The sequence below is a fragment of the Micromonospora sp. NPDC051227 genome, from assembly GCF_044455385.1.
In the GTDB taxonomy this organism is placed as follows: domain Bacteria; phylum Actinomycetota; class Actinomycetes; order Mycobacteriales; family Micromonosporaceae; genus Micromonospora.
Genome location: NZ_JBITET010000004.1, coordinates 487,629 through 513,051 on the forward strand (window position 1 = coordinate 487,629; position 25,423 = coordinate 513,051).

The following is a 25,423-nucleotide window of genomic DNA, read 5'->3' on the forward strand; positions in this document are numbered from 1 at the left end:
CCCGGTCTCAGTCAACTCTCAGCGTTGAGACGGATGGTTGGTGGGTACCGGGTTGTTACACCGGTCAGCGGATCCCGGCGATCCGTGCACCGAAGGAGACATCGTGCACCACAACCGTCTGAAGACCGCAGCGCTGCTCGGCCTGCTCAGCGCCCTGATCCTGGCGGTGGGCTACTGGTTCGGCGGCAGCGGCGGCCTGGTCATCGCCGTCCTCGTGTCTCTGGTCATGAACGGCGTCACCTACTTCTACTCCGACAAGCTCGCACTGCGCTCGATGGGGGCGCAACCGGTCACCGAGGCGCAGTTCCCCGAGCTGTACCGGATGGTCCGGGAGTTGGCCACCGACGCCCGGCAGCCGATGCCGCGGCTCTACGTCAGCCCCACCTCGCAGCCCAACGCGTTCGCCACCGGTCGCAACCCGCAGCACGCGGCCGTCTGCGTGACCCAGGGCATCACCGAGATCCTCGACTACCGTGAGCTGCGCGGTGTGATCGGGCACGAGCTGTCCCACGTCTACAACCGGGACATCCTGATCTCCAGCGTGGCGGCCGGCCTGGCCAGCATCATCACCCTGCTGGCGAACCTTGCCTTCTTCATCCCGCTGGGCGGCGGGGACGACGAGGACCGACCGAACCCGGCTGTGCTGCTGCTCACCCTGATCCTGGGCCCGATCGCGGCCACGGTGATCCAGTTGGCGATCAGCCGGAGCCGCGAGTTCCAGGCGGACGCCTCCGGCGCCGAGTTGAGCCGCGACCCGCTGGCCCTGGCCAGCGCGCTCCGCAAGATCGACGCGGTGGCCCGACGTCGGCCGTTGCCGGCCCAGGGCCAGCTCACCAGCACCGCCCACCTCATGATCGCCAACCCGTTCCGGGGCGGCGGCATGGCGGCGCTCTTCTCCACCCACCCGAAGATGGAGGACCGTGTCGCCCGGCTGGAGCAGATGGCCCGCAACTCGGGGCCGGTGCAGTTCCAGCGCTGACCCGCTGATCCACCGCCTCCGCCCGTACCCGGTCACACCGGGTACGGGCGGATCGCTGTGTCGGAGACTATTGCGCTGTCCTCCTGTCAGGCGGCGGCGTTAGGGTCATAACGGCTCACGCTCATTACATCCTCGGGAGGTTCACGGTGACCGCGCTGCGTCAGTACCTGGGTGTCTGGCGGATCCCCGGCGCGCCCATGCTGCTGATCACCGGCATCATCGGGCGGCTCGGAATCGGCATGACCCCGCTGGCGCTGCTCCTGGTCGTCGAGCAGGTGACCGGGCGCTACTCGCTGGCCGCCATCGCCGGCGGCATCTACGCCCTCGCCGGGGCCGCGCTCAGCCCGGTGGCCGGACGGATCGCCGACCGGGTCGGCCCCAGCCCCGTCCTGCTGCTCACCGCCGTGGCCCACCCGCTGGCGCTCATCGGGCTGCTGCTGGCCAGCCGCTCCGGCGACGACGCGCTCTCCATCATCTACCTCACCGCAGGCGTGGCCGGCGCCACCTACCCGCCGCTCAGCGCCGCCATCCGAGGCGCCTGGAACGACCTGACCGGCCCCAACTCCGGCCGATACCACCTCCGCAACACCGCGCTGGCCGCCGAGACCACGCTGTTCGAAATCGTCTTCGTCCTCGGCCCACTGCTCGTCGCCGGGTTCGTCCTCGTCGCCGACGCGGCGGCCGCGCTGATCGGTGCGGCCGTGGTCACCCTGGTCGGTACCACCGCCGTGGCCCTCGGCCGGGTCATGCGCGGCTGGCGTCCGCACCCGCAGGAACACCATGCCCGTGGGCTCGGCCCGCTACGGGTCCCCGGCTTCCCCGCTCTGCTGATCTGCGTCGCCGGCCTTGGCATCGCATTCGGGGCCGCCGGTGTGATCGTGCCGGCATTCGCGAGCGACCACGCCACCGGCGACCCGGAGAGCCTCGCCGGCGTCCTGCTCGCGGTCTGGGGGGTCGGCAGTGCCATCGGTGGGCTCTGGTTCGGCGTCCGCAAGCCAGCACCGAACATGACCCGGCAGTTCGCCCTGCTGCTCGCCGCGCTGGCCGCCACCTTCGCCGTGTTCGCGGTGATGCCCACCCCGCTCGCGCTGGGTGTCGCGCTGGTCGTCGGCGGGGCCACCATCGCGCCCGCGCTGACTCTGGAGAACACCCTGGTCGGCCGGATCGCCCCGACCAGCATGTTGAACGAGGCGTACACCTGGGTGGTCACCGTCGCGGTGGCATCGAGCGCCGCCGGCGGCTCGGTGGCCGGCGTGATCGTGGACCACGCCGGCGGCGTCCGCTGGGCGTTCCTGTTCGCCGGGGCGGCGGTCGCCGTCGGGGCCGCGGTCGCCGCACTACCCGCCGGGCCCATCGCCCGCGCGGAAACCACTGCGGTACGCGCCGAAGACCCCGTCCCCGTCTGACCGCGTAACTCGGTCGGCTCGCGTCGCGGTCGGTCCGTGCCTTGGTCGGTCCGTGCCTCGGTCGGTGGGTGCCTTGGTCGGTCCGTGCCTTGGTCGGTCCGTGCCTCGGCCGGTCCGCGCCTCGGTCGGTGCGTGCCTCGGCCGGTCCGCGCCTCGGTTGGTTGTCCTTGATCGACTCGGGTTTCTGAATATCGCGGTGTCCCAGTCGCCCGGATGCCCCGACTTTCAGGAACCCGAGTCGATCTCAGCCGGACGCGCTGCGCCCGGGGACCGGATCGCTGGAGACAGCCGTCAGCGGTAGTTGTTGAACTGGAGGGCGACGCCGAAGTCCTCGCCCTTGAGCAGCGAGATGACCGCTTGGAGGTCGTCCCTCTTCTTGCCGGTAACCCGCAGCTGGTCGCCCTGGATCTGCGCCTGCACGCCCTTGGGGCCCTCTTCGCGGATCTTCTTGCTGATCGCCTTGGCCTTGTCCGTCTCGATGCCCTGGATCACCTTGCAGTCGATCTTGAAGATCTTGCCCGACGGACGCGGCTCCCCAGCATCCAGCGACTTCAGCGAGATGTTCCGCTTGACGAGCTTCTCCTTGAACACGTCCAGTGCGGCGCGGACGCGCTCCTCGGTCTCCGCCTGAAGGCCGATCGCCTCCTCGCCAGACCAGGAGATCTCAGCGCCGGTGCCGCGGAAGTCGAACCGCGTCGCAAGCTCCTTCTCCGCCTGCCGAAGGGCGTTGTCGACCTCCTGACGGTCAACCTTGCTCACGATGTCGAACGACGGGTTCGCTGCCATGTTTCTGCTCCTGCTGTCCGGCGGTCTGGGCCTGCCGTCGGCCGCCGACCAGCGGCACGACCCCCTGACCGTACCCGGTTGCGTAGGCGCCGGGGGGAGCCGCTATTCTTGCTTCCGCCGCCGCGTTACGACGCGGTGGGGTGCCCTGGCGGGTTGCCCGAGCGGCCAATGGGAGCGGACTGTAAATCCGTCGCGAAAGCTTCAGAGGTTCGAATCCTCTACCCGCCACCAGGTGCGGACACGGCCCCTGACCAGCAGAGATGCTGATCAGGGGCCGTTGTCGTTGATCTAGCCGGGTCCGGCTGAGTCCAGCTGTGGACGACTGGTTGTGGGTAGGTCGATCCTGCCTCTCAGCGCTCCTCCGGGGCTGCGAATGCTCAGGCTCCCGGAGGGTTGCGGCGCCGGTGCCTGCCCTTGAGTGAGGCTGCCGGGGCTTACCTGACTGCCGATCGGGCACCGACCTCGGTTCGGTCGGGTTCATCCCATTTCCGGGCTTCGCGGCCGAGGGCGAGCACGATTGCGCCGACGCGGAGGTGTGGGCGTTGCGGCAGTCGCTGTTGGTGCGCCTGGCGGCAGGTGGGCGCTCAAGTTGGTGGCGACGTTGCCACGTCAGCACACCTTAGATCCGCAGGCATCGATGCAAAGTCTCAGGTTAGCTGCGCATACCCCGTCTGTGATCAGTGTTCGTGTGGCTAACCGCCCAAGTGAAATGAACCCGACGAGATACTGGCGGGATGGCGAAGAGCCGGTATGGTGGTCGATGGCCGGATCGGAGGCGCACGTCCGTTGCGGCGTTGCTGACGGTGACCGTCGTACGGGATGTGGCGGGTGCCTCCAGCTGGACCCGAATTGCGTTGAAGGTCGCATTCAACGCTGGGTGAAACGGTTAAGCGCCCTACAGGCTCGTGATCTGGCCCGGTGCGTTGGGGGCGGTAGGCCGAACGGCGGGAAGTAACAGACGGTGGGGCCAGTCGGGCGACCACCACTTCTCTGGCTGCCCGCGCTGTGGCACGATCGTGGAACCTCCATCAACGCTGTACATCTCCCGACAGGAGCGATCATGTCTGGTCGAAGGCTAGGCCGACTCGGTGGGTCTCTCCTCCTTGTTCTCGCTGCCGCCGCCATCGTTGCCTTCCCCGCCAGCCTCTTCGACGGCAGTGCCAGTGGAGCTCAGGCCATCGATCTCATCTGGACCGTCGTTCCGGAAGGCACTATCGTCGGCAGTGGTCGCTGACTGGTTCAGCTCACCCCAAGCCAAGGGCGGTAAACCGCAGGCGCCGTAGGGAGCGGTATGGCTCCGCGTGATCAATCGCGACGTCGTTCGGCGGATCGCGCCTGGTTCATCACTGCGCCACTGGTGTTCTTCGCTGCGATCTGTTCCATCGTCACGGGGCTGGTGTCGTCCCAGCCCTTTGGCGATTGGCTCCTCGCGCTCCTGTTGTTGGTCGCTATGGCCGCCGTGGGCATGCCGGTCCTCAACTTTGTCGTCCGGCGGCAGTCGTTCGGCATGACCCTGACCGAGATTCCGCTGGTACTAGCGCTGTTCCTGCTGCCACCGCTGACCGTCGTTGCGATCTACACGGTGGCGTCCATGCTCACGCAGACGCGGCACCGGTTCGCGCCTGTCAAGTTCTGGTTCAACGTGGCCAAGGCTGCTGCCGGGACCTCTCTCGCCGTCCTCCTCCTCCAGGCGCTACCGCCCTCGAAGGAGGTGGACGATCCCGGCACCTGGCTGAGTCTCTTCGCGGCCGTAACTGCGGTGATCCTCGTCAGCCTTCTCGGCATCGTCGGCGTGCACACCCTCCTGCAGGGTTGGCAGGCGGGACGGGACTCTCTCCGCACCGCACGCCCCGCCGTGCTCACTGCGGCGATTAACGTCTCGCTCGGTCTGATCATCCTGATCGCCGTCACCACCACCTGGTGGTCGTTCGTGCTGCTGGCCGCACTCGGTGCGGCGCTGGTCCTGGTCTACCGCTCCTACGCGGAGTTCTTCCGGCAGCACCGCACGCTAGCCGCGATGTACGACCTGACTCGCGCAATCGCGGAGCGTGGCCAGGACGGCACGCTCGTCGATGCGCTGCTGGGTCGGGTCCGGGCCCTGATGCAGGCCGAGTACGCGACCCTCTGGCTGCCCGCCCAGGGCCGCCATCCCGAGGTGCTGCTCACCGCCCGGGTCGACGATTCGGGCCTGTTGGACGTCGTACCTACGCCGGCGTCCCTTCGTCAGCGAGCCTCGGACGAGGGGCGGACCATCGCGGTCGGGCGCGCCTTCGACGAAGAGTCGAACGAGCGCCAGGCGCTGAGTCACGGCAAGATCAAGGACGTCATCGTGGTGCCGCTCCGGTCCGGCCAGGCGGTCATCGGCACACTGGAGGTCGCCAACCGGCTCAGCGACGTCGGTCATTTCACCCGTGGCGACATCCCCATCTTCGAGACCGTCGCCGCGCACGCGGCCGTGGCCCTGGAGAATTCGCGGCTGGTCGACCGGCTCCGGCACGACGCCCACCACGACACGTTGACCCGACTGCCCAACCGGCGGCGGATCACCGGAGCGCTGGACGAGTCGGTCAAGATCCGCGCACCGGGCGAGGTGGTGGCGCTGCTGCTCTTCGACGTCGACGGGCTGCGCCAGGTCAACGAGTCCCTGGGGCACGCGGCCGGGGACAAGGTCCTCACCGAGGTCGCCAATCGGTTGCGGGCCAGCGCGCCGTCGTCGGCTCTGGTCGGCCGCGCCGGCGGGGACGAATTCCTGGTGACGCTGCGGTTGGAGAGCGCTGAGGCCGCGCTCGAGTTGGCCGCCCAACTGCGCGACCAGATCCGCGACGAGATGGTCTTCGACGCGCTCACTCTCGACGTGGACACCGCCGTCGGGGTGGCCGTACACCCGGATCATGGCAGCGACGCGGCGACCCTGCTGCTCCGGGTCGACCTCGCCGCCACCGCGGCCAAGTCGGTGCCGGGCAGCGTGCAGCTGTTCAATCCCGCGCTGGAGTCCCGTTCACTGCGCCGGTTGGGTCTGGCCGGCGATCTGCGCCGAGCACTGGACCAGGACGAGCTGGAGGTCTACTTCCAGCCCAAGGTGACTCTGCGGGACCGGCGCCTGGTGGGTGTGGAGTGTCTGGCCCGCTGGGAGCACCCGGCGCACGGCACGGTCGCGCCCGAGGACTTCGTGGCGGTGGCCGAGCACACCGGCCAGTTGAGCCGGCTCACCGAGGTGGTGCTCCGGGAGGGCCTTCGGCGCAGCCGGGACTGGGCGCTGGCCGACCAGCCGCTGCCCATCGCTGTCAACCTCTCGGCTCGTACGCTCATCGACCAGCACTTCCCGGACCGGGTCCAGGAGTTGTTGACCGAGTACAAGGTGCCGGCGCAGCGCCTCACCCTGGAGATCACCGAGTCAGGGGTGCTGGACGGCACGGACCGGCCGATCCCCACCCTGCAACGGCTGCGGGATCTCGGCGTACGGCTGTCGGTGGACGACTTCGGCACGGGTGACTCGTCCCTGGCGCACCTGCGCCGGCTGCCGGTGCACGAGGTGAAGGTGGACCGCTCCTTCGTGCAGGGCATGGCGACCGACCCGGGGGACCTGGCGATCGTCAACGCGGTGGTCACCCTCTCCCAGCAGTTCGGCCTGGCGGTGGTGGCCGAGGGGGTGGAGAGCGAGCTGACCCTGGAGCTTCTCCAGGACATCGGCTGTGAGATCGGGCAGGGTTTCCTGTTCAGCCGGCCGCTGCCGTACGAGCGGTTGGCTGCCTGGTTCGGTGCCCAGGTCGAGCCGGAGACGGTCGCCAACGGGGAGCTTCCGCGCCTGCGTGTCGTGCCCTGAGCAGGGCGCGGCCGATCACCGGGGATCCGATTTCACCTGTCGAGCCGGGCCGTGTACTCTTACTCCTGCGCGCCCCACGGGGAGATCGCGCAGGCCCCCTTAGCTCAGTCGGCAGAGCGTCTCCATGGTAAGGAGAAGGTCTACGGTTCGATTCCGTAAGGGGGCTCGAGGGTTCAGCTGGACCCATCGCAGCGGTGTAGCTCAGATGGTAGAGCAAGCGGCTCATAATCGCTGTGTCGCCGGTTCAAGTCCGGCCACCGCTACTCTCGTCTTCCGGGCTCGTTGCCGGTGGTCGTAAGAAAATGGGCGCTTCTGGCGCCCACTTTGCATGTCCGCGCTGTCAGCGTCTAGGCTGGCGCGTCGTAGTTGTTTCCGTTAGCGAGGAAGGCACTCCGCCGTGGCGAAGGCTACCGATGTCCGGCCGAAGATCACTTTGGCGTGTGTGGAGTGCAAGGAGCGCAACTACATCACGCGCAAGAACCGGCGCAACGACCCCGACCGCATCGAGCTGAAGAAGTTCTGCCCGCGTGACGGTCGGCACACGGTCCACCGCGAGACCCGCTGACTGCTGGCCGGCCTCAGGGCCGGCCGTTGTCGAAGCTTTCCGATCGCCGATCTGACCGGTTTGGTGCGGCTCCGCCGCCGCCTACCGATCAGGTCGGCGATTGGGCTTTCCGTGTAGGTTCGCGGCATGCCTCTGGACCCTTCCTTCGTCGGCCGGACGTATCCGCCGACCGCCCCCTACCAGGTGGGCCGAGAAAAGATCCGCGAGTTCGCCAGCGCCATCGGCGCCACCGACCCGGCCCACCATGACCCGGAGGCCGCGCGGGCGCTGGGCCACCCCGACGTGGTGGCGCCGCCGACCTTTCCGGTGATCGTGACGATGGCCGCGAGCAGCCAGATCATCGAGGACCCGGCCCTGGGTGTCGACTACAGCCGCCTGGTGCACGGCGACCAGCGGTTCGCGTACACCCGGCCGGTGGTCGCCGGCGACGAGCTGGTCTGCACCAACACCATCGAGGACGTCAGCACCAGGGGTGGGCACGGCTTCCTGACCACGCGCACCGACGTGAGCACCGTCGGTGGGGAACCCGTGGTCGCGGTCTGGGCCAGGTATGTCATTCGTGGGGAGGCGTGAGATGGAGTTGCCAGCACAGACGTTTCGGGTGACCCGCGCGGACCTGGTCCGCTACGCCGGCGCCTCGGGCGACTTCAACCCGATCCACTGGAGCGACCGGGTCGCCACCAAGGTGGGCCTGCCTGGGGTGATCGCCCACGGCATGTTCACCATGGCGCTGGTCGGGCGGGCGGTCACCGAGTGGGCCGGGTCGCCGGACGCGGTGGTGGAGTACGGGGTGCGTTTCACCCGACCGGTGGTGGTCCCCGACGACGACCAGGGGACCGAGATCGAGGTGACCGCGCGGGTCCGCGAGGTGACCGAGGACGGTCTCACCCGACTCGAGGTTACCGCCACCTGCCTGGGTGAGAAGGTGCTGTCACAGGCGCGGGCAACCATCCGGACGGCAGGCTGAGCCGAGCTCGCCACGCGTGGCGGAGAGACCGGTTGGGAAAGTCGGGCGGCTACCCGTACACTGGTCCGCCGTGGGGCAAGTGACCCCTGCTCGGTCGTCTGTGGCCGCGTGGGGCGAGTGTTGCCACATAGGGGTGTAGCTCAATTGGCAGAGCAGCGGTCTCCAAAACCGCAGGCTGCAGGTTCAAGTCCTGTCACCCCTGCGCCTCAGGCCTGACCGTTCCCGTGGGTCGCGCCGCCAGCTTGGCGGCGTCCGGCCCGTGGTGGTGGCATCGGCGGGGTGGCTCCGAGGCAATCGGGGCCCTCCGGGTGATCCACCGGCCGCGGCCCGTCGCGGGACGGTTGGGTCCGGCCGGCGTGACCAGCGCCGCGTACGCCACTCGGCGTGCGACCCCAGATTCCGCGACGGAGGGCGAAGTGGCCGACAACAAGCGGCGCGACGACGACGGCGACGATCGTCTGGACGACGAGGTCGTCGACGACGTGGCCGACGACGACGCCTCCGGCGCGGACGAGCCGGTTTCCCGGGGAGGCACCGCCACGCGGTCCCGTGCCCGGGCGGAGTCGGCGGACAGCCGGCCGACCACCCGGTCGGAAACGGGTCGGGTGGGCGTCTTCGGCCGCATCGCGCGGTTCTTCCGCGAGGTCGTAGCCGAACTGCGTAAGGTCATCTGGCCGACCCGCAAGGAGTTGCTGACCTACACGGCCGTGGTGGTGGCGTTCGTCGCGGTGATGCTGACGATCGTGGGTGTGCTGGACTTCGGCTTCGCCAAGGTCGTGTTGTTTGTCTTTGGCAACTCGGACTGACCGGCTGCCTCCAGCCATAGTGACGGAAGTGAGCGAGCGTGCCTGAGTACGACGAGACCGCCGGACCGGTGGACGAGCAGTCCACGGTCGCGACGGCGGCTGGTGACGAGTCGGTTGAGGCCGCCAGCGAGCCGGAGTTCCCAACGACCGAGCCCGCACCGGACGAGGACTACGACCCCGTCGCGGAGCTGAGGCAGAAGCTGCGCTACGCGCCGGGTGACTGGTACGTGGTGCACTCGTACGCCGGCTACGAGAACAAGGTCAAGACCAACCTCGAGACCCGGATCACGAGCCTCGACATGGAGGACTTCATCTACCAGGTCGAGGTGCCGACCCGGGAAGAGGTCGAGGTCAAGAACGGTAAGCGTTCGCAGATCCAGGCCAAGGTCTTCCCGGGCTACATCCTGGTCCGGATGGAGTTGACCGCCGAGTCCTACTCCTGTGTCCGGAACACCCCGGGCGTGACCGGCTTCGTCGGCGCGACCGACCGGGCCGACCGGCCCGCTCCGCTCTCGCTCGACGAGGTGCTGAAGTGGCTGGCGCCGGCGGTCGAGACCGAGCAGAAGAAGGCGAAGCCGGAGATCAAGGTCCTCGACTTCGAGGTGGGCGACTCCGTCACCGTCACCGACGGCGCGTTCGCGTCGCTGCCGGCCACGATCAGCGAGATCAACGCCGACCAGCAGAAGCTCAAGGTGCTGGTGTCGATCTTCGGTCGCGAGACTCCGGTGGAGCTCAACTTCAACCAGGTCGCCAAGATCTGATTGGTCGTCGGCGGCGGGCCCGGCCCGCCGCCGACGTCGGCGTACGCGCTCTCGCTCGACCTCGGCGGACGAGTGGGCTGCGGCCTGCGCTACTCTTGAATGTCGCCGCTGTCGCACCGCGCTGACCGTGCGCGCCCGAGGGCGGCGACAGCCGCATTTTCCCAGCTCCAAGCCCCAGGAAGTGACATGCCTCCGAAGAAGAAGCTCGTCAAGACGTTCACGCTTCAGTTGCCGGCGGGCCAGGCTACGCCGGCGCCGCCGGTCGGCCCCGCGCTCGGCCAGCACGGCGTGAACATCATGGAGTTCTGCAAGTCCTACAACGCGCAGACCGAGTCTCAGCGGGGCGACATCGTCCCCGCCGAGATCAGCGTGTACGAGGACCGGTCCTTCACGTTCGTGCTGAAGACCCCGCCCGCTGCCCGGCTGCTGATCAAGGCTGCCGGTGTGCAGAAGGGTTCGGGTGTTCCGCAGTCCGAGAAGGTCGGGTCGGTCAGCCGCGCCCAGCTGCGTGAGATCGCCGAGAAGAAGATGGCCGACCTCAACGCCAACGACATCGCCCAGGCCGAGAAGATCATCGCCGGCACCGCCCGGTCGATGGGCATCACCGTCAACGACTGACGTCGGCCCCGGCCTTCGTTCCGACCGTGGGAGGGCTCGCGCCGAGCGGCCCGCCAGAGACCACAGGAGTAATCAGCAATGCAGCGCAGCAAGAGCTACCGCAAGGCCGCCGATGTCATCGACCGGTCGAAGCTCTACACCCCCACCGAGGCCGTGAAGCTGGCCAAGGAAACCACCAACGTCAAGTTCGACGCCACGGTCGAGGTCGCCATGCGCCTCGGCGTCGACCCCCGCAAGGCGGACCAGATGGTCCGCGGCACGGTCAACCTGCCGCACGGCACCGGTAAGACCGCCCGCGTGATCGTGTTCGCCAGTGGCGCGAAGGCCGAAGAGGCCGCCGCCGCGGGTGCGGACGAGGTGGGCACCGATGAGCTGGTCGCCCGCATCCAGGGTGGTTGGCTCGACTTCGACGCGGCGATCGCCACGCCGGACCAGATGGCCAAGATCGGCCGGATCGCGCGGATCCTGGGCCCGCGCGGTCTCATGCCGAACCCGAAGACCGGCACGGTGACCATGGACGTCACCAAGGCGGTGTCGGACATCAAGGGCGGCAAGATCACCTTCCGGGTGGACAAGCACTCCAACCTGCACCTGATCATCGGCAAGGCCTCCTTCACGGAGACCCAGCTGGTGGACAACTACGCTGCGGTGCTCGATGAGGTGCTGCGTGCCAAGCCGTCCGCGGCCAAGGGCAAGTACCTTCGCAAGGTCATCCTGACCACCACGATGGGCCCGGGCGTCCCGGTCGACCCGAACCTGGTGAAGAACCTTCGGGAGGACCAGGCCGACGCCTGAGTCGACAGATCGCTCCGCCGGGGCGCCGCCACGACCGTGGCGGCGCCCCGGCGCGTTCCAGGTGTGGCAGGCTCGACGCCATGCGGCTGGAGAACGTCTGGTTGCGGTATCACCGGCGGGGGCCGTGGGTGCTGCAAGGCATCGACGTGCGGATCGGGCCCGGCGAGGTGGCGATCGTGCTGGGCCGCAACGGGGTGGGCAAGTCGACACTGCTCCAGGTGGCCGCGGGGGTCCTCCGCCCTGGCCGGGGCCGGGTCACCGACCGGCCGGCACGGGTGGGCTGGGTGCCGGAGCGTTTCCCTGCGGACCAACCGTTCACTGTGACCCGCTATCTGACCGGGATGGCCCGGGTGGCGGGGCTGGGCAGGGCTGCGGCCGACGAGGCGGTGACCTCCTGGACGGACCGGCTCGGGCTGGCTGCCTTCCGCTCGGTCCGGTTGCCGGAGCTGTCCAAGGGCACCGCGCAGAAGGTCGGCCTCGCCCAGGCGCTGCTGCGCCCACCGGGCCTGCTGGTGCTCGACGAGCCGTGGGAGGGGCTGGACGCCGCCACCCGTGAGTTGGTGCCTGAGCTGATCGCCGAGGTGCTCGCCGCCGACGGGTCCGTCCTGGTCAGCGACCACCGCGGCGAGACGGTCCGGCTTCCGGCCGCGCGCCGCTGGTTGGTGGCCGACGGCTCGCTCTCCGAGGAGACGTCGTCGACGGACGAGACGATCGCGGTGGTCGAGGTCGCGGTGCCGGCCGCGCGGGTCGCCGGCACCGTCGCCCGGTTGCGCGCCGAGGGCCACCAGGTGCTGCGGGTACGCTCCGACGCCTCCACCGCCGCATCCCCGGCCCTACCCGTCGAGCCGCCCCGGTCGGCCGGTGCCGCCCGACCCGCCGAGCCGCCGCTCGGGATGGCCGGGGAGCTGACAGCGGAGCAGCCGGAGGCCGCTGAGGACGCGGTCGAGTCGGCAGCGGGGGAGACCCGGTGAACGCCCTGGTCCGGATGCGGTTGGCCGGTTTCCTGCGAACCGGCCGGGCGTTGGCGCCGTTGCTCGCCGGCCTGATCACGCTCGGCACCCTCTACGGTGGTGGCCGCGCCCAGCCCGCTGAGGCGTACGGCGTCTCCGCGGTGGTGCTCTTTCCGGTGCTCGCCTGGCAGACCAAGATCCTGTTGGACGTCGAGCCGGACGTGCAGCGTCGGCTGGCGCAGGTGACGGTCGGGGTGGCGCGGGAGCGGTCGGCCGGGCTGCTCGCCGCCGTGGTGGCGGCGCTGGTGACGGTGGCCGTCGCGCTGCTCTTTCCGTGGCTGGTCGGCGGGGTGTCCGGCCCGGTCGACCCGGGGGACCGGTCGATTCCGGTCGGGCTCGCGCTCGGATTGTGGGCGCACCTGCTGGTCGTACCCGCTGCGGTTGCTCTTGGGGCGCTGGCCAGCCGGGCGTCGGTGGGCGGCGCCGGGTACGGCGTCGCGGTGTTGGCCCTCGGCGGGGTCGGCGCGGTGGTGTTCGGCCTGACCGGCTCGGTGGCCCCCTGGCTGGCACCGCCGATCATGGCGGCCGCTCGCACCACCGCCGGCGACGCGGCCGCGCTGACCCTGCTGGGGCTGAGCGGGTGGGCGCTGGCCTGGAGCGCCGCGGTCGTCGGCGGCTACCTGTGGCGCCGGCGGGCCCAGGGCTGAGCGGCACCGGTACGGGTGACGCGGCTCACCGGGCCTGATTTGGAGCTGCCGGCCGGGGCGCGTACTCTTCAACCGTCATCCGTGTTCTCATGGATGAGGAACCACCCAGAGACCGCTGGTCACCGTGCTTCGGCACGGTCGAAGGTCCCGCGACAACGGGCGACCCGCGTAGGGCGGCAAGCGTAACTCGGCAGTGAGCATGGTCCACCGACCATGACGATCCGCCGGCCCTCGCCCCGTGCGCCCTGCGCCGGGGCTTTTTCGTTGTCGCGCTGCCTGCGCCCCCGTTCCGGCTTCGGCCGAGACGGGGACCAGCCTCGAGTAACGAGAGAGGAGGGACATGGCGGACAAGCCGATCCGGGCCGACAAGGCCACGGCCGTCGCTGAGCTGACCGAGAGCTTCCGCAGCTCGGGCGCCACCGTGCTGACCGAGTACCGCGGTCTGACGGTTTCCCAGCTCACCCAGCTTCGGCGCTCGCTCGGCGCCGATACCAGCTACACGGTTGCGAAGAACACGCTGGCCAAGCGTGCTGCGACGGACGCGGGCATCACCGGCCTCGACGAGCTGTTCACCGGTCCTACCGCGCTGACTTTCGTTTCGGGCGACGTCGTCGAGGCGGCGAAGGGGCTTCGCGACTTCGCGAAGGCCAACCCGAAGCTCGTCATCAAGGGCGGTGTCTTCGAGGGCAAGGCCATCACCGCGGCCGAGGTCACGAAGCTCGCCGACCTGGAGTCCCGCGAGGTGCTGCTGGCCAAGCTGGCCGGCGCGATGAAGGGCAACCTGAGCAAGGCCGCGGCCCTGTTCCAGGCCCCGCTGTCGAAGACCGCCCGTCTGGCGGCTGCACTGCAGGACAAGCGCGAGAAGGAGGGCGCCGAGGCGGCCTGAGGCCCCCACGGCGCACCAGTTCTTACTTAACAGAATCAGGAAAGGACGCCAGATATGGCGAAGCTCAGCACCGACGAGCTGCTCGACGCGTTCAAGGAGATGACGCTGATCGAGCTCTCTGAGTTCGTGAAGCAGTTCGAGACGACCTTCGAGGTCACCGCTGCCGCTCCGGTCGCGATCGCCCAGGGTGGCGGCGGCGGCGGCGCTGCGGCCGAGGCCGAGCCGGAGCAGGACGAGTTCGACGTCATCCTCGAGGCTGACGGTGGCAAGAAGATCCAGGTCATCAAGGTCGTGCGTGAGCTGACCGGCCTGGGCCTCAAGGAGGCCAAGGACGCGGTCGAGTCCGCGCCGAAGGCCATCCTGGAGAAGGTCAACAAGGAGACCGCCGACAAGGCGAAGGCCAAGCTCGAGGGTGAGGGCGCCAAGGTCACCCTCAAGTGACCTGACGTTCCACAAACGCGTACCCGGCTCGTGAGCTGGGACACCATCGCGTCGCGGCGGGCGGTGATCCGACACGGATCACCGCCCGCCGTGTTGGTGGATCTGACTGCGACCGGTCCTGAGCTGGGCTCCAACCATGGGTACCCTTGACCCGAACGAGCGTGGCGGGTCGCCCTCCAGTGGGAAACAAGGGACAACCCGGATACCGGCCCTTGACGCGGCCCGGGGCCGCCAGGCACGCTGACACCAGCAAGACACCGCGCTTGCGACGGCCACGACGTGGGTATGACAGCGGCGGCACCATCGGCCGCTGTAACCCGAGCGGCCCAGTGGGGAGTTGCGTTCTGAGCGGCCCGGCAGACCCCGGTTGACGGGGGCCGAGGCGCGCTCCGCAAACAACCTGCGGGGTGGGCTGGACAGCGGTTAGCCTCTCGGCTACACTGCTAGTTTGCGCTGCCTTCCGACTTGACCCCTGCTCGGAAATGTCCGTTTGCGGATATTTCTGGTGGGGTCATTGGAGTGCACGCGTACCAGCCGTTCTGCAGCACCGGTCCTCGGAAGGACGCATCTTGGCAGCTTCCCGCCCTGCGAAGACCAGTCGTACGTCGAGCGCATTCGCTCCCCGCCGAGTTTCATTCGGCAGGATCACCGAACACCTCGAGGTCCCCAACCTCCTTGCCATTCAAAACGAGTCCTTCGACTGGCTCGTCGGCAACGAGGCTTGGCAGGGCCGGTCGGCGGACGACCCGCACGCACGATCGGGTCTCGCGGAGATCCTTGAAGAGATCAGTCCCATTGAGGACTTCTCCGGCACCATGTCGCTCTCCTTCTCAGCGCCGCGCTTCGACGAGGTCAAGGCCTCGATCGAGGAGTGCAAGGAGAAGGACCTGACCTACTGCGCTCCGCTCTTCGTGACCGCGGAGTTCACCAACAACACCACTGGCGAGATCAAGAGCCAGACGGTGTTCATGGGTGACTTCCCGATGATGACGCCCAAGGGCACGTTCGTCATCAACGGCACCGAGCGCGTCGTGGTCAGCCAGCTCGTCCGGTCTCCGGGCGTGTACTTCGACAAGCAGCCGGACAAGACCTCCGACCGCGACCTCTCCAGCGTCAAGGTCATCCCGAGTCGGGGTGCCTGGCTGGAGTTCGACATCGACAAGCGCGACACGGTCGGTGTACGTATCGACCGCAAGCGTCGGCAGGCCGTCACCGTCCTGCTCAAGGCCATCGGATGGTCGGCCGAGCGAATCCGTGAGAAGTTCGGCTGGTCCGAGCTGATGATGACCACGCTCGAGAAGGACCACATCGCCGGCGCCGACGAGGCTCTGCTCGACATCTACCGCAAGCTGCGCCCTGGCGAGCCGCCGACGCGCGAGAACGCCCAGACCCTGCTCGACAACCTCTTCTTCAACCCGAAGAGGTACGACGTCGCCAAGGTCGGGCGCTACAAGTTCAACAAGAAGCTCGAAGTTGGCGTGCCGATCACCACCGGCACGCTGACCGAGGACGACATCGTCGCCACCGTGGAGTACCTGTGCCGGCTGCACGCCGGTGAGGACGGCTACGAGGCCGACGACATCGACCACTTCGGCAACCGGCGCCTCCGTACCGTGGGCGAGCTGATCCAGAACCAGGTTCGGGTCGGCCTGTCCCGGATGGAGCGGGTCGTCCGCGAGCGGATGACCACGCAGGACGTCGAGGCGATCACCCCGCAGACCCTGATCAACATCCGCCCGGTGGTGGCGGCGATCAAGGAGTTCTTCGGGACGTCCCAGCTGTCCCAGTTCATGGACCAGACCAACCCGCTGGCGGGCCTGACCCACCGGCGTCGGCTGAGCGCGCTCGGCCCGGGTGGTCTGTCCCGGGAGCGGGCCGGCTTCGAGGTCCGCGACGTGCACCCGTCCCACTACGGCCGGATGTGCCCGATCGAGACGCCGGAAGGCCCGAACATCGGCCTGATCGGCGCGCTGTCCACCTTCGCCCGGGTCAACCCGTTCGGCTTCATCGAGACGCCGTACCGGAAGGTCGTCGAGGGTCGGGTCACCGACCAGATCGACTACCTGACCGCGGACGAGGAGGACCGGTTCGTCAAGGCCCAGGCCAACGCGCGCCTGAAGGCTGACGGCACGTTCGCCGAGGACCGGGTGCTCTGCCGTCGTAAGGGCGGCGAGACCGAGGACGTCGTCCCCGGTGCCGTCGACTACATGGACGTCTCGCCCCGGCAGATGACCTCGGTCGCGACCGCCATGATCCCGTTCCTCGAGCACGACGACGCCAACCGGGCACTGATGGGCGCGAACATGCAGCGCCAGGCGGTGCCGCTGGTCAAGGCCGAGGCGCCGCTCGTGGGTACGGGCATGGAGTACCGGGCCGCTGTCGACGCTGGCGACGTGGTGGTCGCCGAGGTCGGCGGTGTGATCGAGGATCTCTGCGCCGACTACGTCACCATCCACCAGGATGACGGCCACCGCCGGACGTACCTGCTGCACAAGTTCCGCCGCTCCAACGCCGGCTCCTGCGTCAACCAGAAGCCGGTCGTCTTCGAGGGCGACCGCGTCGAGGCCGGTCAGGTCATCGCCGACGGTCCGTGCACCGACGAGGGCGAGATGGCACTCGGACGCAACCTGCTGGTGGCGTTCATGTGCTGGGAGGGTCACAACTACGAGGACGCGATCATCCTGTCGCAGCGCCTCGTGCAGCAGGACGTGCTCACCTCGATCCACATCGAGGAGCACGAGGTCGACGCCCGGGACACCAAGCTCGGTCCGGAGGAGATCACCCGCGACATCCCGAACGTCAGCGAGGAAATGCTCGCTGACCTCGACGAGCGCGGCATCATCCGGATCGGCGCCGAGGTCGTCCCCGGTGACATCCTGGTCGGCAAGGTCACGCCCAAGGGCGAGACCGAGCTGACCCCGGAGGAGCGCCTGCTCCGCGCGATCTTCGGTGAGAAGGCGCGTGAGGTTCGGGACACCTCGCTGAAGGTGCCGCACGGCGAGACCGGCACGGTCATCGGTGTGCGCACGTTCTCCCGCGAGGACGGCGACGAGTTGCCGCCGGGTGTCAACGAGCTGGTCCGGGTCTACGTCGCCCAGAAGCGCAAGATCCAGGACGGCGACAAGCTCGCCGGCCGGCACGGCAACAAGGGTGTCATCTCGAAGATCCTGCCGATCGAGGACATGCCGTTCCTTGAGGACGGCACCCCGGTCGACATCGTGCTCAACCCGCTCGGTGTGCCGAGCCGGATGAACATCGGCCAGGTGCTGGAGACCCACCTCGGTTGGGTCGCCAAGACCGGTTGGAAGGTCGAGGGTGACGACGCCGACTGGAAGCGTCAGCTGCGCTCGATCGACGCGCACGAGTCCGAGGGCGACACCAACGTGGCCACCCCGGTCTTCGACGGTGCCCGCGAGGAGGAGATCTCCGGTCTGCTCGAGTCGACCCTGCCCAACCGGGACGGCAAGCAGCTGATCGGTCGTACCGGCAAGGCGCAGCTGTTCGATGGTCGTTCCGGTGAGCCGCTGCCGGACCCGATCGCGGTCGGCTACGTCTACATCCTGAAGCTCAACCACCTGGTCGACGACAAGATCCACGCCCGTTCGACCGGCCCGTACTCGATGATCACGCAGCAGCCGCTGGGTGGTAAGGCGCAGTTCGGTGGTCAGCGTTTCGGTGAGATGGAGTGCTGGGCGATGCAGGCGTACGGCGCTGCCTACGCCCTGCAGGAGCTGCTCACGATCAAGTCCGACGACGTGCTCGGCCGAGTGAAGGTCTACGAGGCCATCGTCAAGGGCGAGAACATCCCGGAGCCGGGCATCCCGGAGTCGTTCAAGGTGCTGCTCAAGGAGCTGCAGTCGCTGTGCCTCAACGTTGAGGTGCTCTCCAGCGACGGTGTGGCCCTGGAAATGCGCGAGACCGACGACGAGGTGTTCCGGGCCGCTGAGGAGCTGGGCATCGACCTGTCCCGGCGCGAGCCGAGCTCGGTCGAAGAGGTCTGAGGTGAGCGGTCGGGGGCCGGCTCGCCGGCCCCCGACCCCACCCGAGAATTAGCAGTACAGACGACGACATAGGGGACATAGTGCTCGACGTCAACTTCTTCGACGAGCTGCGCATTGGTCTCGCCACCGCCGACGACATCCGTCAGTGGTCGCACGGCGAGGTCAAGAAGCCTGAGACGATCAACTACCGCACCCTGAAGCCGGAAAAGGACGGGCTCTTCTGCGAGAAGATCTTCGGTCCCCAGCGGGACTGGGAGTGCTACTGCGGTAAGTACAAGCGCGTCCGGTTCAAGGGCATCATCTGTGAGCGCTGCGGCGTCGAGGTGACTCGCTCCAAGGTCCGCCGTGAGCGGATGGGGCACATCGAGCTCGCTGCTCCGGTGACCCACATCTGGTACTTCAAGGGCGTTCCGAGCCGGCTGGGTTACCTGCTGGACCTCGCTCCCAAGGACCTCGAGAAGATCATCTACTTCGCCTCGTACGTCGTGACGAGCGTGGACGCGGAGTCGCGTCACCGCGACCTCTCGACGATCGAGAACGAGATCCTGGCCGAGAAGCGGCAGTCCGAGAACAGCCGCGACTCGGAGATCGAGAAGCGGGCCGCCAAGCTCGAGGCCGACCTGGCCGAGCTGGAGGCCGAGGGTGCCAAGGCGGACGTCCGGCGCAAGGTCAAGGAGGGCGGAGAGCGCGAGATGCGCCAGATCCGCGACCGGGCCCAGCGCGAGATCGACCGCCTGGACGAGGTGCTGGACACCTTCCGCAAGCTGGAGCCGAAGCAGCTGGTCACCGACGAGCTGCTCTACCGCGAGCTGCGCGACCGGTTCGGTGAGTACTTCACCGGTTCGATGGGCGCCGAGGCGATCAAGGCGCTGGTCCAGAACATGGACCTCGACGCCGAGGCCGAGAGCCTGCGGGAGACCATCCGGTCCGGCAAGGGCCAGCGGAAGATCCGGGCGCTCAAGCGACTCAAGGTCGTCGCGGCGTTCCTGAACACCCGCAACTCGCCGCTCGGCATGGTGCTGGACTGCGTCCCGGTCATCCCGCCGGACCTGCGCCCGATGGTGCAGCTCGACGGTGGCCGCTTCGCGACCTCCGACCTGAACGACCTGTACCGCCGCGTGATCAACCGGAACAACCGTCTCAAGCGGCTGATCGACCTCGGCGCGCCCGAGATCATCGTCAACAACGAGAAGCGGATGCTCCAGGAGGCCGTCGACGCGCTGTTCGACAACGGCCGTCGCGGCCGGCCGGTCACCGGCCCGGGTAACCGCCCGCTCAAGTCGCTGTCCGACATGCTCAAGGGCAAGCAGGGCCGGTTCCGCCAGAACCTGCTGGGCAAGCGCGTCGACTACTCCGGCCGTTCGGTCATCGTGGTCGGCCCGAAGCTCAAGCTGCACCAGTGCGGTCTGCCCAAGCAGATGGCGTTGGAGCTGTTCAAGCCCTTCGTGATGAAGCGGCTGGTCGACCTCAACCACGCACAGAACATCAAGTCCGCCAAGCGGATGGTCGAGCGTCAGCGCCCGGTCGTGTGGGACGTGCTGGAAGAGGTCATCGGCGAGCACCCGGTGCTGCTCAACCGGGCGCCGACCCTGCACCGCCTGGGCATCCAGGCCTTCGAGCCGCAGCTGGTCGAGGGCAAGGCGATCCAGATCCACCCGCTGGTCTGCACCGCGTTCAACGCCGACTTCGATGGTGACCAGATGGCGGTGCACGTGCCGCTGTCCGCCGAGGCTCAGGCCGAGGCGCGGATCCTGATGCTGTCGTCGAACAACATCCTCAAGCCGGCCGACGGTAAGCCGGTCACCATGCCCACCCAGGACATGGTCATCGGTCTGTACCACCTCACCCACCTCACCGCCGGTGAGAAGGGCGAGGGCCGGGCGTTCAGCTCGGACGCCGAGGCGCGGATGGCCTTCGACAACGGCGAGCTGCACCTGCAGGCGCCGGTGAAGATCCGCCTGCGTGGCGTGGTCGGTGTCGACAACGGCAACGGCTCCGAGGCGTGGAGCGCCCCGGAGGGCTGGGTCGAGGGTGACCCGCTGACCGTGGAGACCACGCTGGGTCGGGTGCTGTTCAACGAGACGCTGCCGCAGGGCTACCGCTTCGTGAACTACGAGATCCGCAAGGGTCAGCTCTCCGCGATCGTCAACGATCTCGCCGAGCGCTTCCCCAAGGTGGCGCTGGCCGCCACCCTGGACGGGCTCAAGGAGGCCGGTTTCCACTGGGCCACCTGGTCCGGTGTGACGATCGGCATGGAGGACGTCATCGCTCCGCCGCGCAAGGCGGAGATCCTGGCGCGGTACGAGAAGGACGCCGACCAGATCGACAAGCAGTACCAGCGTGGTCTGATGACCGCCGAGGAGCGTCGTGGCGAGCTCATCGAGATCTGGACCAAGGCGACCAACGAGGTCGCCAAGGAGATGGACACCGCGCTGCCGCAGGAGAACCCGCTGTGGAAGATGATCAACTCGGGTGCTCGCGGTAACCTGCTCCAGCTCCGGCAGATCGCGGCGATCCGTGGTCTGGTGGCCAACCCCAAGGGCGAGATCATCCCGCGGCCGATCAAGGCCAGCTACCGGGAGGGTCTGTCCGTGCTGGAGTACTTCATCTCCACGCACGGTGCCCGTAAGGGTCTCGCCGACACCGCGCTGCGGACCGCCGACTCGGGTTACCTGACCCGTCGTCTGGTGGACGTCTCGCAGGACGTCATCATCCGCGAAGAGGACTGCGGCACCGACCGGGCGATCCCGATGCAGATCGGCGAGAAGCTGGACGGCAAGCTCGTTGTCCACACCCACGCCGAGACCAGCGTGCACGCCCGGACCCTCGCCGACGACATCAAGGGGCCGGACGGCACCGTGGTCGCCGAGCGCGGTCAGGACATCAACTCCATCGGGGTCGACAAGATCGTCGCCGCTGGTGTGGAGACGGTCCGGGTGCGCAGCGTGCTCACCTGCGAGTCGAAGCTGGGCGTCTGCGCGGCCTGCTACGGCCGGTCGCTGCCGACCGGTAAGTCGGTCGACATCGGCGAGGCGGTCGGCATCATCGCGGCCCAGTCCATCGGTGAGCCCGGTACGCAGCTGACGATGCGTACCTTCCACACCGGTGGTGTCGCGGGTGAGGACATCACCCAGGGTCTGCCGCGTGTTCAGGAAATCTTCGAGGCTCGGGTCCCGAAGGGTAAGGCGCCCATCGCCGACACCCCCGGTCGGATCCGGATCGAGGATGGCGAGCGCTCGCGCAAGATCATCGTGGTGCCGGACGACGGCAGCGAAGAGATCGTCTACGACAAGATCTCGAAGCGGGTCAAGCTCCGTACCCACGACGGCGGTCACGTCGCGGTCGGTGAGAAGCTGACCGAGGGCACCATCGACCCGCACGAGCTGCTGCGGATCATGGGTCCGCGGGCGGTCCAGGTCCACCTGACCAGTGAGGTCCAGGAGGTCTACCGCTCGCAGGGTGTGCTCATCCACGACAAGCACATCGAGATCATCATCCGCCAGATGCTCAAGCGGGTGACGGTCATCGACTCCGGCTCGACCGAGTTCCTGCCGGGTGTGCTCGTCGACCGGGCGCTGTTCGAGTCGGAGAACCGCCGGCTCGTCTCGGAGGGCGGCGAGCCCGCCGCTGGTCGTCCGGTGCTGATGGGTATCACCAAGGCCTCGCTGGCCACCGACTCCTGGCTCTCGGCGGCCTCCTTCCAGGAGACCACCCGGGTGCTGACCGACGCTGCGATCAACTCGCGCAGCGACTCGCTGGTCGGCCTCAAGGAGAACGTGATCATCGGAAAGCTCATCCCGGCCGGTACGGGCATCAGCAAGTACCGCAACGTCCGGGTCGAGCCGACCGAGGAGGCCAAGGCCAAGGTCTACTCGATGACCGGTTACCCGGAGACCGACTACGGGTTCGGGCCGGCCAGCGGGCAGGCAGTGCCGCTGGACGACTTCGACTTCGGGTCGTACCGCTAAGCTCCAGTCACACGACGAGGCCCCCGGTGAAAGCCGGGGGCCTCGTCGTGTCCGTGCCCACCCACCCCCGAGCCGGGTTCGGCATGATGGGGGGATGACGACCGCACCCGGGCAGGTGTCCGTCGCCCACCAGGGCCTGCGCCACCCGCTGGACCCGGACCCGGCCCGCGCCACGAAGGCACGGGCGGTCTTCGCGCTGGGCCTGCTCGGCATGCTGACCGGGCTGTTCATCGGTGGCGTGGTGCCGGCGACGGTGGCCCTGCAACTGGCCCGGCAGGCGCGCCGCGAGGCGTACGCCTCGGGGGGTTTCCTGACCGGCGGCGTCTGGCTGCGACGGGGGGAGTGGATGGCCTGGACCGGCCTGGTGCTGGTCGCGGTCAGCGTGGTGGTCGCTGTGGTCATCGGGGTGGTCCGGTTGGCCGGCGCCCCGTTCGGCCACGACTACCCGGCGAACATGGACTGAGCCACCGGTGGCAGCGCCCGGCGCGGGCGGCGGTGCTCGCGGCGGTAGCCTGGCCGGTGTCCACCGTGCGGCGGTGGCGGCCTTTCGACAGGAGGACCTCGTGACGGAACCGGCGCGGCCCCCTGCGGACGAACCGGCCGGCCCGCCGGACCCGTCGGCTCCGCCATCCGAGCCGAGCGACTGGGCGCGACCCGGTCCGAACGATGAGCCGCACCCGCCGGTGTCCACCCAGGGCCCGCCGTCCCCGGCGGCGCCGCCGTCCGGTTGGGGTCCGAACGGCTGGGGCACGGCCGAGGCGCCCGGCTCCGGCCAGCCGTACCCGGACTCCAGCGCACCGACCTCGACGCCGCAGGGCTGGGGCCCGCCCACCTCCGGGCCGGGCGTGCCGCCCGGCTGGAGCCCGCCAGCGGCTGCACCGGGAGTGCCGTACGGCTGGGGTCCGTCGTCGTCTGGGTCGAGTGTGCCGCCTGGGTGGGGTCCGCCCTCGTCGGGGCCGGCTGCGCCGCCTGGGTGGGGTCCGTCGTCGTCTGGGCCGGCTGTGCCGCCTGGGTGGGGTCCGCCCTCGTCGGGGCCGGCTGCGCCGTACGGCTGGGGCCCGCCGTCGTCGTCTGGGCCGAGTGTGCCGCCCGGGTGGGGTCCGCCGTCGCCGGGGCACGGCCCCGGGTGGGGTGGCACGCCGGGGCGTTCAGTACCGCCGCCCACCGATGACCAACGCCGGCCGCCGAAGCGGGTGGAGGCGGTTTCCGGTACGCCGTTCGGCGTCGTGCACCTTGACGTGGCACCGGTCACCTCCGGGCTGGCCATCGGGGCGCTGGTGGCGGGGATCGCTTCACTTCTGGTTTCACTGCTGGTGATCTGCTTCGGAGTGGCTTTCAAGAACGACGGTGGGGCCTGGGCCTCCGGGGCGTTCGCCGCGCTGGGTGTGCTGGCCGGCGGGGCGGCGGTCGTCATCGGGCTGCTCGCCCGGAGGCAGATCCGGCGGCCGACAGCGCCTTCCGCGGTCCAGTTCACAGGTCGCGGGCTGGCGATGGCCGGGATCAGCTGCGGCGCGGCGGGGGCACTGCTCAGCCTGCTGGGCCTGGGTCTTGCCCTGCTTCTCGCCCTGACGTGAGGGTCTTCGCCGATAGATCCGGCATCTGACGGGGGTTTTCCGCGGAAGGCTTCCGGTCACCCCGGGGGCGATGGGTGCTTCTGCGGGGAAGCCGGTACACTTGTATTCGTAGGTGCCCATCGCGGGCGGCAGGGCAGGACGAGATCCGGCCGGCGGGTCTGAGACAGTCGCCGGGCCATTCCGTTTTGACCTGGGCGGTTGTGGTAGGTACTCTTTCCCCTTGTGCCCGGGCCTGCCCGGGCAACTCGTGCGTGCGCTGTTTCCGGCTTACGGGCGGCGGCACGACAAGCCAAAGATCCGGGGCGGGGCGACCCGCGCGCCGGTGACAAACCCGGTACGAACGCGAGAGCGTCGCAACGGGGCCGTGACGAGGGCGACACGCCCGACCGCGGGTGCCGGGGTCTCCGCAAGGCGACCCTGGTCGGAATGTAGGAGAGCCGGTCATCAGGCCGGCTAACGAGCAGACGGCGCGGCCGCGGATGCGGCCGAAGGGAGCGGAGAAACCCGGTGCCCACGATCCAGCAGCTGGTCCGAAAGGGCCGCCAGGCGAAGACGACCAAGACCAAGACCCCGGCGCTGAAGGGTTCCCCTCAGCGGCGCGGCGTGTGCACCCGCGTGTACACCACCACCCCGAAGAAGCCGAACTCGGCGCTGCGCAAGGTCGCTCGCGTGAAGCTCAGCAGCCAGATCGAGGTGACCGCCTACATCCCCGGCGTCGGTCACAACCTGCAGGAGCACTCGATCGTGCTCGTTCGCGGTGGCCGGGTGAAGGACCTCCCCGGCGTGCGTTACAAGATCGTTCGCGGCTCGCTGGACACCCAGGGTGTCCGCAACCGCAAGCAGGCGCGCAGCCGTTACGGCGCGAAGAAGGAGAAGAGCTGACATGCCGCGTAAGGGACCCGCTCCGCGGCGGCCACTGGTCGCTGACCCGGTGTACAACTCGCCGCTGGTCACCCAGTTGGTGAACAAGATCCTGCTCCGCGGCAAGCGTCAGCTCGCCGAGTCCATCGTGTACGCGGCCCTCGAGGGCTGCCGCGAGAAGTCCGGCACCGACCCGGTCGTCACCCTCAAGCGGGCGATGGACAACGTCAAGCCGACCCTCGAGGTGCGCAGCCGTCGTGTCGGTGGCGCCACCTACCAGGTTCCGGTCGAGGTCCGCCCGACCCGGGCGACGACCCTGGGCCTGCGCTGGCTGGTCACGTACTCCCGCGCCCGGCGCGAGAAGACCATGGTCGAGCGGCTGATGAACGAGCTGCTGGACGCGAGCAACGGCCTCGGTGCCGCCGTCAAGCGGCGCGAGGACACGCACAAGATGGCCGAGTCGAACAAGGCCTTCGCGCACTACCGCTGGTAACACCCTGGTTCCGGCGCCTCCGGGCGCCGGAACCGC

General features: G+C 68.8%; 21 protein-coding genes and 4 tRNA genes. 24 read left to right on the top strand and 1 reads right to left on the bottom strand.

What is annotated here, in order from left to right; all coding sequences use genetic code 11:
- The first annotated feature begins 103 nt into the window (after positions 1-103).
- Positions 104-979: a zinc metalloprotease HtpX gene (gene htpX / locus ACIA47_RS13760; RefSeq protein WP_112700485.1), complete on the top strand. Its 876-nt coding sequence runs from the start codon at positions 104-106 to the stop codon at positions 977-979.
- 146 nt (positions 980-1,125) lie between these two features.
- Entirely contained in the window at positions 1,126-2,385 is a 1,260-nt protein-coding gene (locus ACIA47_RS13765) for an MFS transporter (RefSeq protein WP_396707949.1), read from the top strand.
- A 291-nt stretch (positions 2,386-2,676) separates the two neighbouring features.
- Here the strand turns inward: ACIA47_RS13765 and ACIA47_RS13770 are convergent, their stop codons facing one another.
- A complete protein-coding gene (locus ACIA47_RS13770; RefSeq protein WP_091402478.1) occupies positions 2,677-3,171 on the bottom strand; it encodes a YajQ family cyclic di-GMP-binding protein in 495 nt (164 codons plus the stop codon).
- Positions 3,172-3,318: 147 nt separating this feature from the next.
- Between ACIA47_RS13770 and ACIA47_RS13775 the strand changes: the two genes are divergently transcribed.
- The 22 genes from ACIA47_RS13775 to rpsG all read left to right on the top strand — a co-directional run bounded on the left by ACIA47_RS13775 (position 3,319) and on the right by rpsG (position 25,387).
- A tRNA-Tyr gene (locus ACIA47_RS13775) sits at positions 3,319-3,402 on the top strand.
- A gap of 1,060 nt (positions 3,403-4,462) precedes the next feature.
- A complete protein-coding gene (locus tag ACIA47_RS13780) occupies positions 4,463-6,994 on the top strand; it encodes a putative bifunctional diguanylate cyclase/phosphodiesterase (protein ID WP_396707951.1) in 2,532 nt (843 codons plus the stop codon).
- Positions 6,995-7,087: 93 nt separating this feature from the next.
- Positions 7,088-7,160: transfer RNA gene (locus tag ACIA47_RS13785), tRNA-Thr, on the top strand.
- A 24-nt stretch (positions 7,161-7,184) separates the two neighbouring features.
- Positions 7,185-7,257 (top strand) — tRNA-Met (locus tag ACIA47_RS13790).
- 134 nt (positions 7,258-7,391) lie between these two features.
- Positions 7,392-7,559, top strand: coding sequence for a 50S ribosomal protein L33 (gene rpmG, locus ACIA47_RS13795; RefSeq protein ID WP_007073056.1), 168 nt, complete (start codon positions 7,392-7,394; stop codon positions 7,557-7,559).
- A 126-nt stretch (positions 7,560-7,685) separates the two neighbouring features.
- Positions 7,686-8,132: a MaoC family dehydratase N-terminal domain-containing protein gene (locus tag ACIA47_RS13800; protein ID WP_091402433.1), complete on the top strand. Its 447-nt coding sequence runs from the start codon at positions 7,686-7,688 to the stop codon at positions 8,130-8,132.
- Between the two features lies 1 nt (position 8,133).
- On the top strand, positions 8,134-8,526 hold the full coding sequence (locus tag ACIA47_RS13805) for a MaoC family dehydratase (RefSeq protein ID WP_203122565.1): 393 nt from the start codon (positions 8,134-8,136) through the stop codon (positions 8,524-8,526).
- 129 nt (positions 8,527-8,655) lie between these two features.
- Positions 8,656-8,728 (top strand) — tRNA-Trp (locus ACIA47_RS13810).
- Between the two features lie 214 nt (positions 8,729-8,942).
- A complete protein-coding gene (gene secE / locus ACIA47_RS13815; RefSeq protein ID WP_091403530.1) occupies positions 8,943-9,332 on the top strand; it encodes a preprotein translocase subunit SecE in 390 nt (129 codons plus the stop codon).
- Between the two features lie 38 nt (positions 9,333-9,370).
- Positions 9,371-10,093, top strand: a complete 723-nt coding sequence (gene nusG, locus ACIA47_RS13820) for a transcription termination/antitermination protein NusG (RefSeq protein WP_112584800.1) — start codon at positions 9,371-9,373, stop codon at positions 10,091-10,093.
- 186 nt (positions 10,094-10,279) lie between these two features.
- Positions 10,280-10,711, top strand: a complete 432-nt coding sequence (gene rplK, locus ACIA47_RS13825; RefSeq protein WP_124820953.1) for a 50S ribosomal protein L11 — start codon at positions 10,280-10,282, stop codon at positions 10,709-10,711.
- 78 nt (positions 10,712-10,789) lie between these two features.
- Positions 10,790-11,506 carry a 50S ribosomal protein L1 gene (gene rplA, locus ACIA47_RS13830; protein WP_124858778.1) on the top strand — a complete coding sequence of 239 codons (717 nt, stop codon included), beginning with the start codon at positions 10,790-10,792 and terminating at the stop codon, positions 11,504-11,506.
- An 80-nt stretch (positions 11,507-11,586) separates the two neighbouring features.
- Positions 11,587-12,477 (top strand): ATP-binding cassette domain-containing protein, encoded by an 891-nt coding sequence (locus ACIA47_RS13835; protein WP_396707955.1) that lies wholly within the window; start codon positions 11,587-11,589, stop codon positions 12,475-12,477.
- Entirely contained in the window at positions 12,474-13,163 is a 690-nt protein-coding gene (locus ACIA47_RS13840) for a hypothetical protein (protein WP_396707957.1), read from the top strand. The genes ACIA47_RS13835 and ACIA47_RS13840 overlap by 4 nt, the downstream gene beginning before the upstream one ends.
- Positions 13,164-13,503: 340 nt before the next feature.
- Positions 13,504-14,049 (top strand): 50S ribosomal protein L10, encoded by a 546-nt coding sequence (gene rplJ / locus ACIA47_RS13845; protein ID WP_112584808.1) that lies wholly within the window; start codon positions 13,504-13,506, stop codon positions 14,047-14,049.
- 54 nt (positions 14,050-14,103) lie between these two features.
- Entirely contained in the window at positions 14,104-14,490 is a 387-nt protein-coding gene (rplL, locus tag ACIA47_RS13850) for a 50S ribosomal protein L7/L12 (RefSeq protein ID WP_091402415.1), read from the top strand.
- Positions 14,491-15,059: 569 nt separating this feature from the next.
- Positions 15,060-18,491 carry a DNA-directed RNA polymerase subunit beta gene (locus ACIA47_RS13855; RefSeq protein WP_091402413.1) on the top strand — a complete coding sequence of 1,144 codons (3,432 nt, stop codon included), beginning with the start codon at positions 15,060-15,062 and terminating at the stop codon, positions 18,489-18,491.
- A gap of 80 nt (positions 18,492-18,571) precedes the next feature.
- The gene (locus tag ACIA47_RS13860; RefSeq protein ID WP_124858781.1) at positions 18,572-22,459 is read left to right on the top strand and encodes a DNA-directed RNA polymerase subunit beta'; all 3,888 of its coding nucleotides are present in this window, start codon (positions 18,572-18,574) and stop codon (positions 22,457-22,459) included.
- 94 nt (positions 22,460-22,553) lie between these two features.
- Positions 22,554-22,922, top strand: coding sequence for a hypothetical protein (locus tag ACIA47_RS13865; protein WP_396707961.1), 369 nt, complete (start codon positions 22,554-22,556; stop codon positions 22,920-22,922).
- Positions 22,923-23,652: 730 nt separating this feature from the next.
- A complete protein-coding gene (locus ACIA47_RS13870) occupies positions 23,653-24,033 on the top strand; it encodes a hypothetical protein (protein ID WP_091402407.1) in 381 nt (126 codons plus the stop codon).
- A 507-nt stretch (positions 24,034-24,540) separates the two neighbouring features.
- A complete protein-coding gene (rpsL, locus tag ACIA47_RS13875; RefSeq protein WP_007465318.1) occupies positions 24,541-24,915 on the top strand; it encodes a 30S ribosomal protein S12 in 375 nt (124 codons plus the stop codon).
- Between the two features lies 1 nt (position 24,916).
- Complete coding sequence (gene rpsG, locus ACIA47_RS13880; RefSeq protein WP_007465317.1) at positions 24,917-25,387, top strand: 30S ribosomal protein S7; 471 nt, start codon at positions 24,917-24,919, stop codon at positions 25,385-25,387.
- Positions 25,388-25,423 lie beyond the last annotated feature (36 nt).

What these genes read in the sequence shown, in the direction of transcription:
- ACIA47_RS13770 (WP_091402478.1), bottom strand. Translation starts at nt 3,171, where the DNA reads ATGGCAGCGAACCCGTCGTTCGACATCGTGAGCAAGGTTGACCGTCAG.
- ACIA47_RS13780 (WP_396707951.1), top strand. Translation starts at nt 4,463, where the DNA reads ATGGCTCCGCGTGATCAATCGCGACGTCGTTCGGCGGATCGCGCCTGG.
- ACIA47_RS13800 (WP_091402433.1), top strand. Translation starts at nt 7,686, where the DNA reads ATGCCTCTGGACCCTTCCTTCGTCGGCCGGACGTATCCGCCGACCGCC.
- ACIA47_RS13805 (WP_203122565.1), top strand. Translation starts at nt 8,134, where the DNA reads ATGGAGTTGCCAGCACAGACGTTTCGGGTGACCCGCGCGGACCTGGTC.
- rplK (WP_124820953.1), top strand. Translation starts at nt 10,280, where the DNA reads ATGCCTCCGAAGAAGAAGCTCGTCAAGACGTTCACGCTTCAGTTGCCG.
- rplA (WP_124858778.1), top strand. Translation starts at nt 10,790, where the DNA reads ATGCAGCGCAGCAAGAGCTACCGCAAGGCCGCCGATGTCATCGACCGG.
- ACIA47_RS13835 (WP_396707955.1), top strand. Translation starts at nt 11,587, where the DNA reads ATGCGGCTGGAGAACGTCTGGTTGCGGTATCACCGGCGGGGGCCGTGG.
- rplJ (WP_112584808.1), top strand. Translation starts at nt 13,504, where the DNA reads ATGGCGGACAAGCCGATCCGGGCCGACAAGGCCACGGCCGTCGCTGAG.
- rplL (WP_091402415.1), top strand. Translation starts at nt 14,104, where the DNA reads ATGGCGAAGCTCAGCACCGACGAGCTGCTCGACGCGTTCAAGGAGATG.
- ACIA47_RS13865 (WP_396707961.1), top strand. Translation starts at nt 22,554, where the DNA reads ATGACGACCGCACCCGGGCAGGTGTCCGTCGCCCACCAGGGCCTGCGC.
- rpsG (WP_007465317.1), top strand. Translation starts at nt 24,917, where the DNA reads ATGCCGCGTAAGGGACCCGCTCCGCGGCGGCCACTGGTCGCTGACCCG.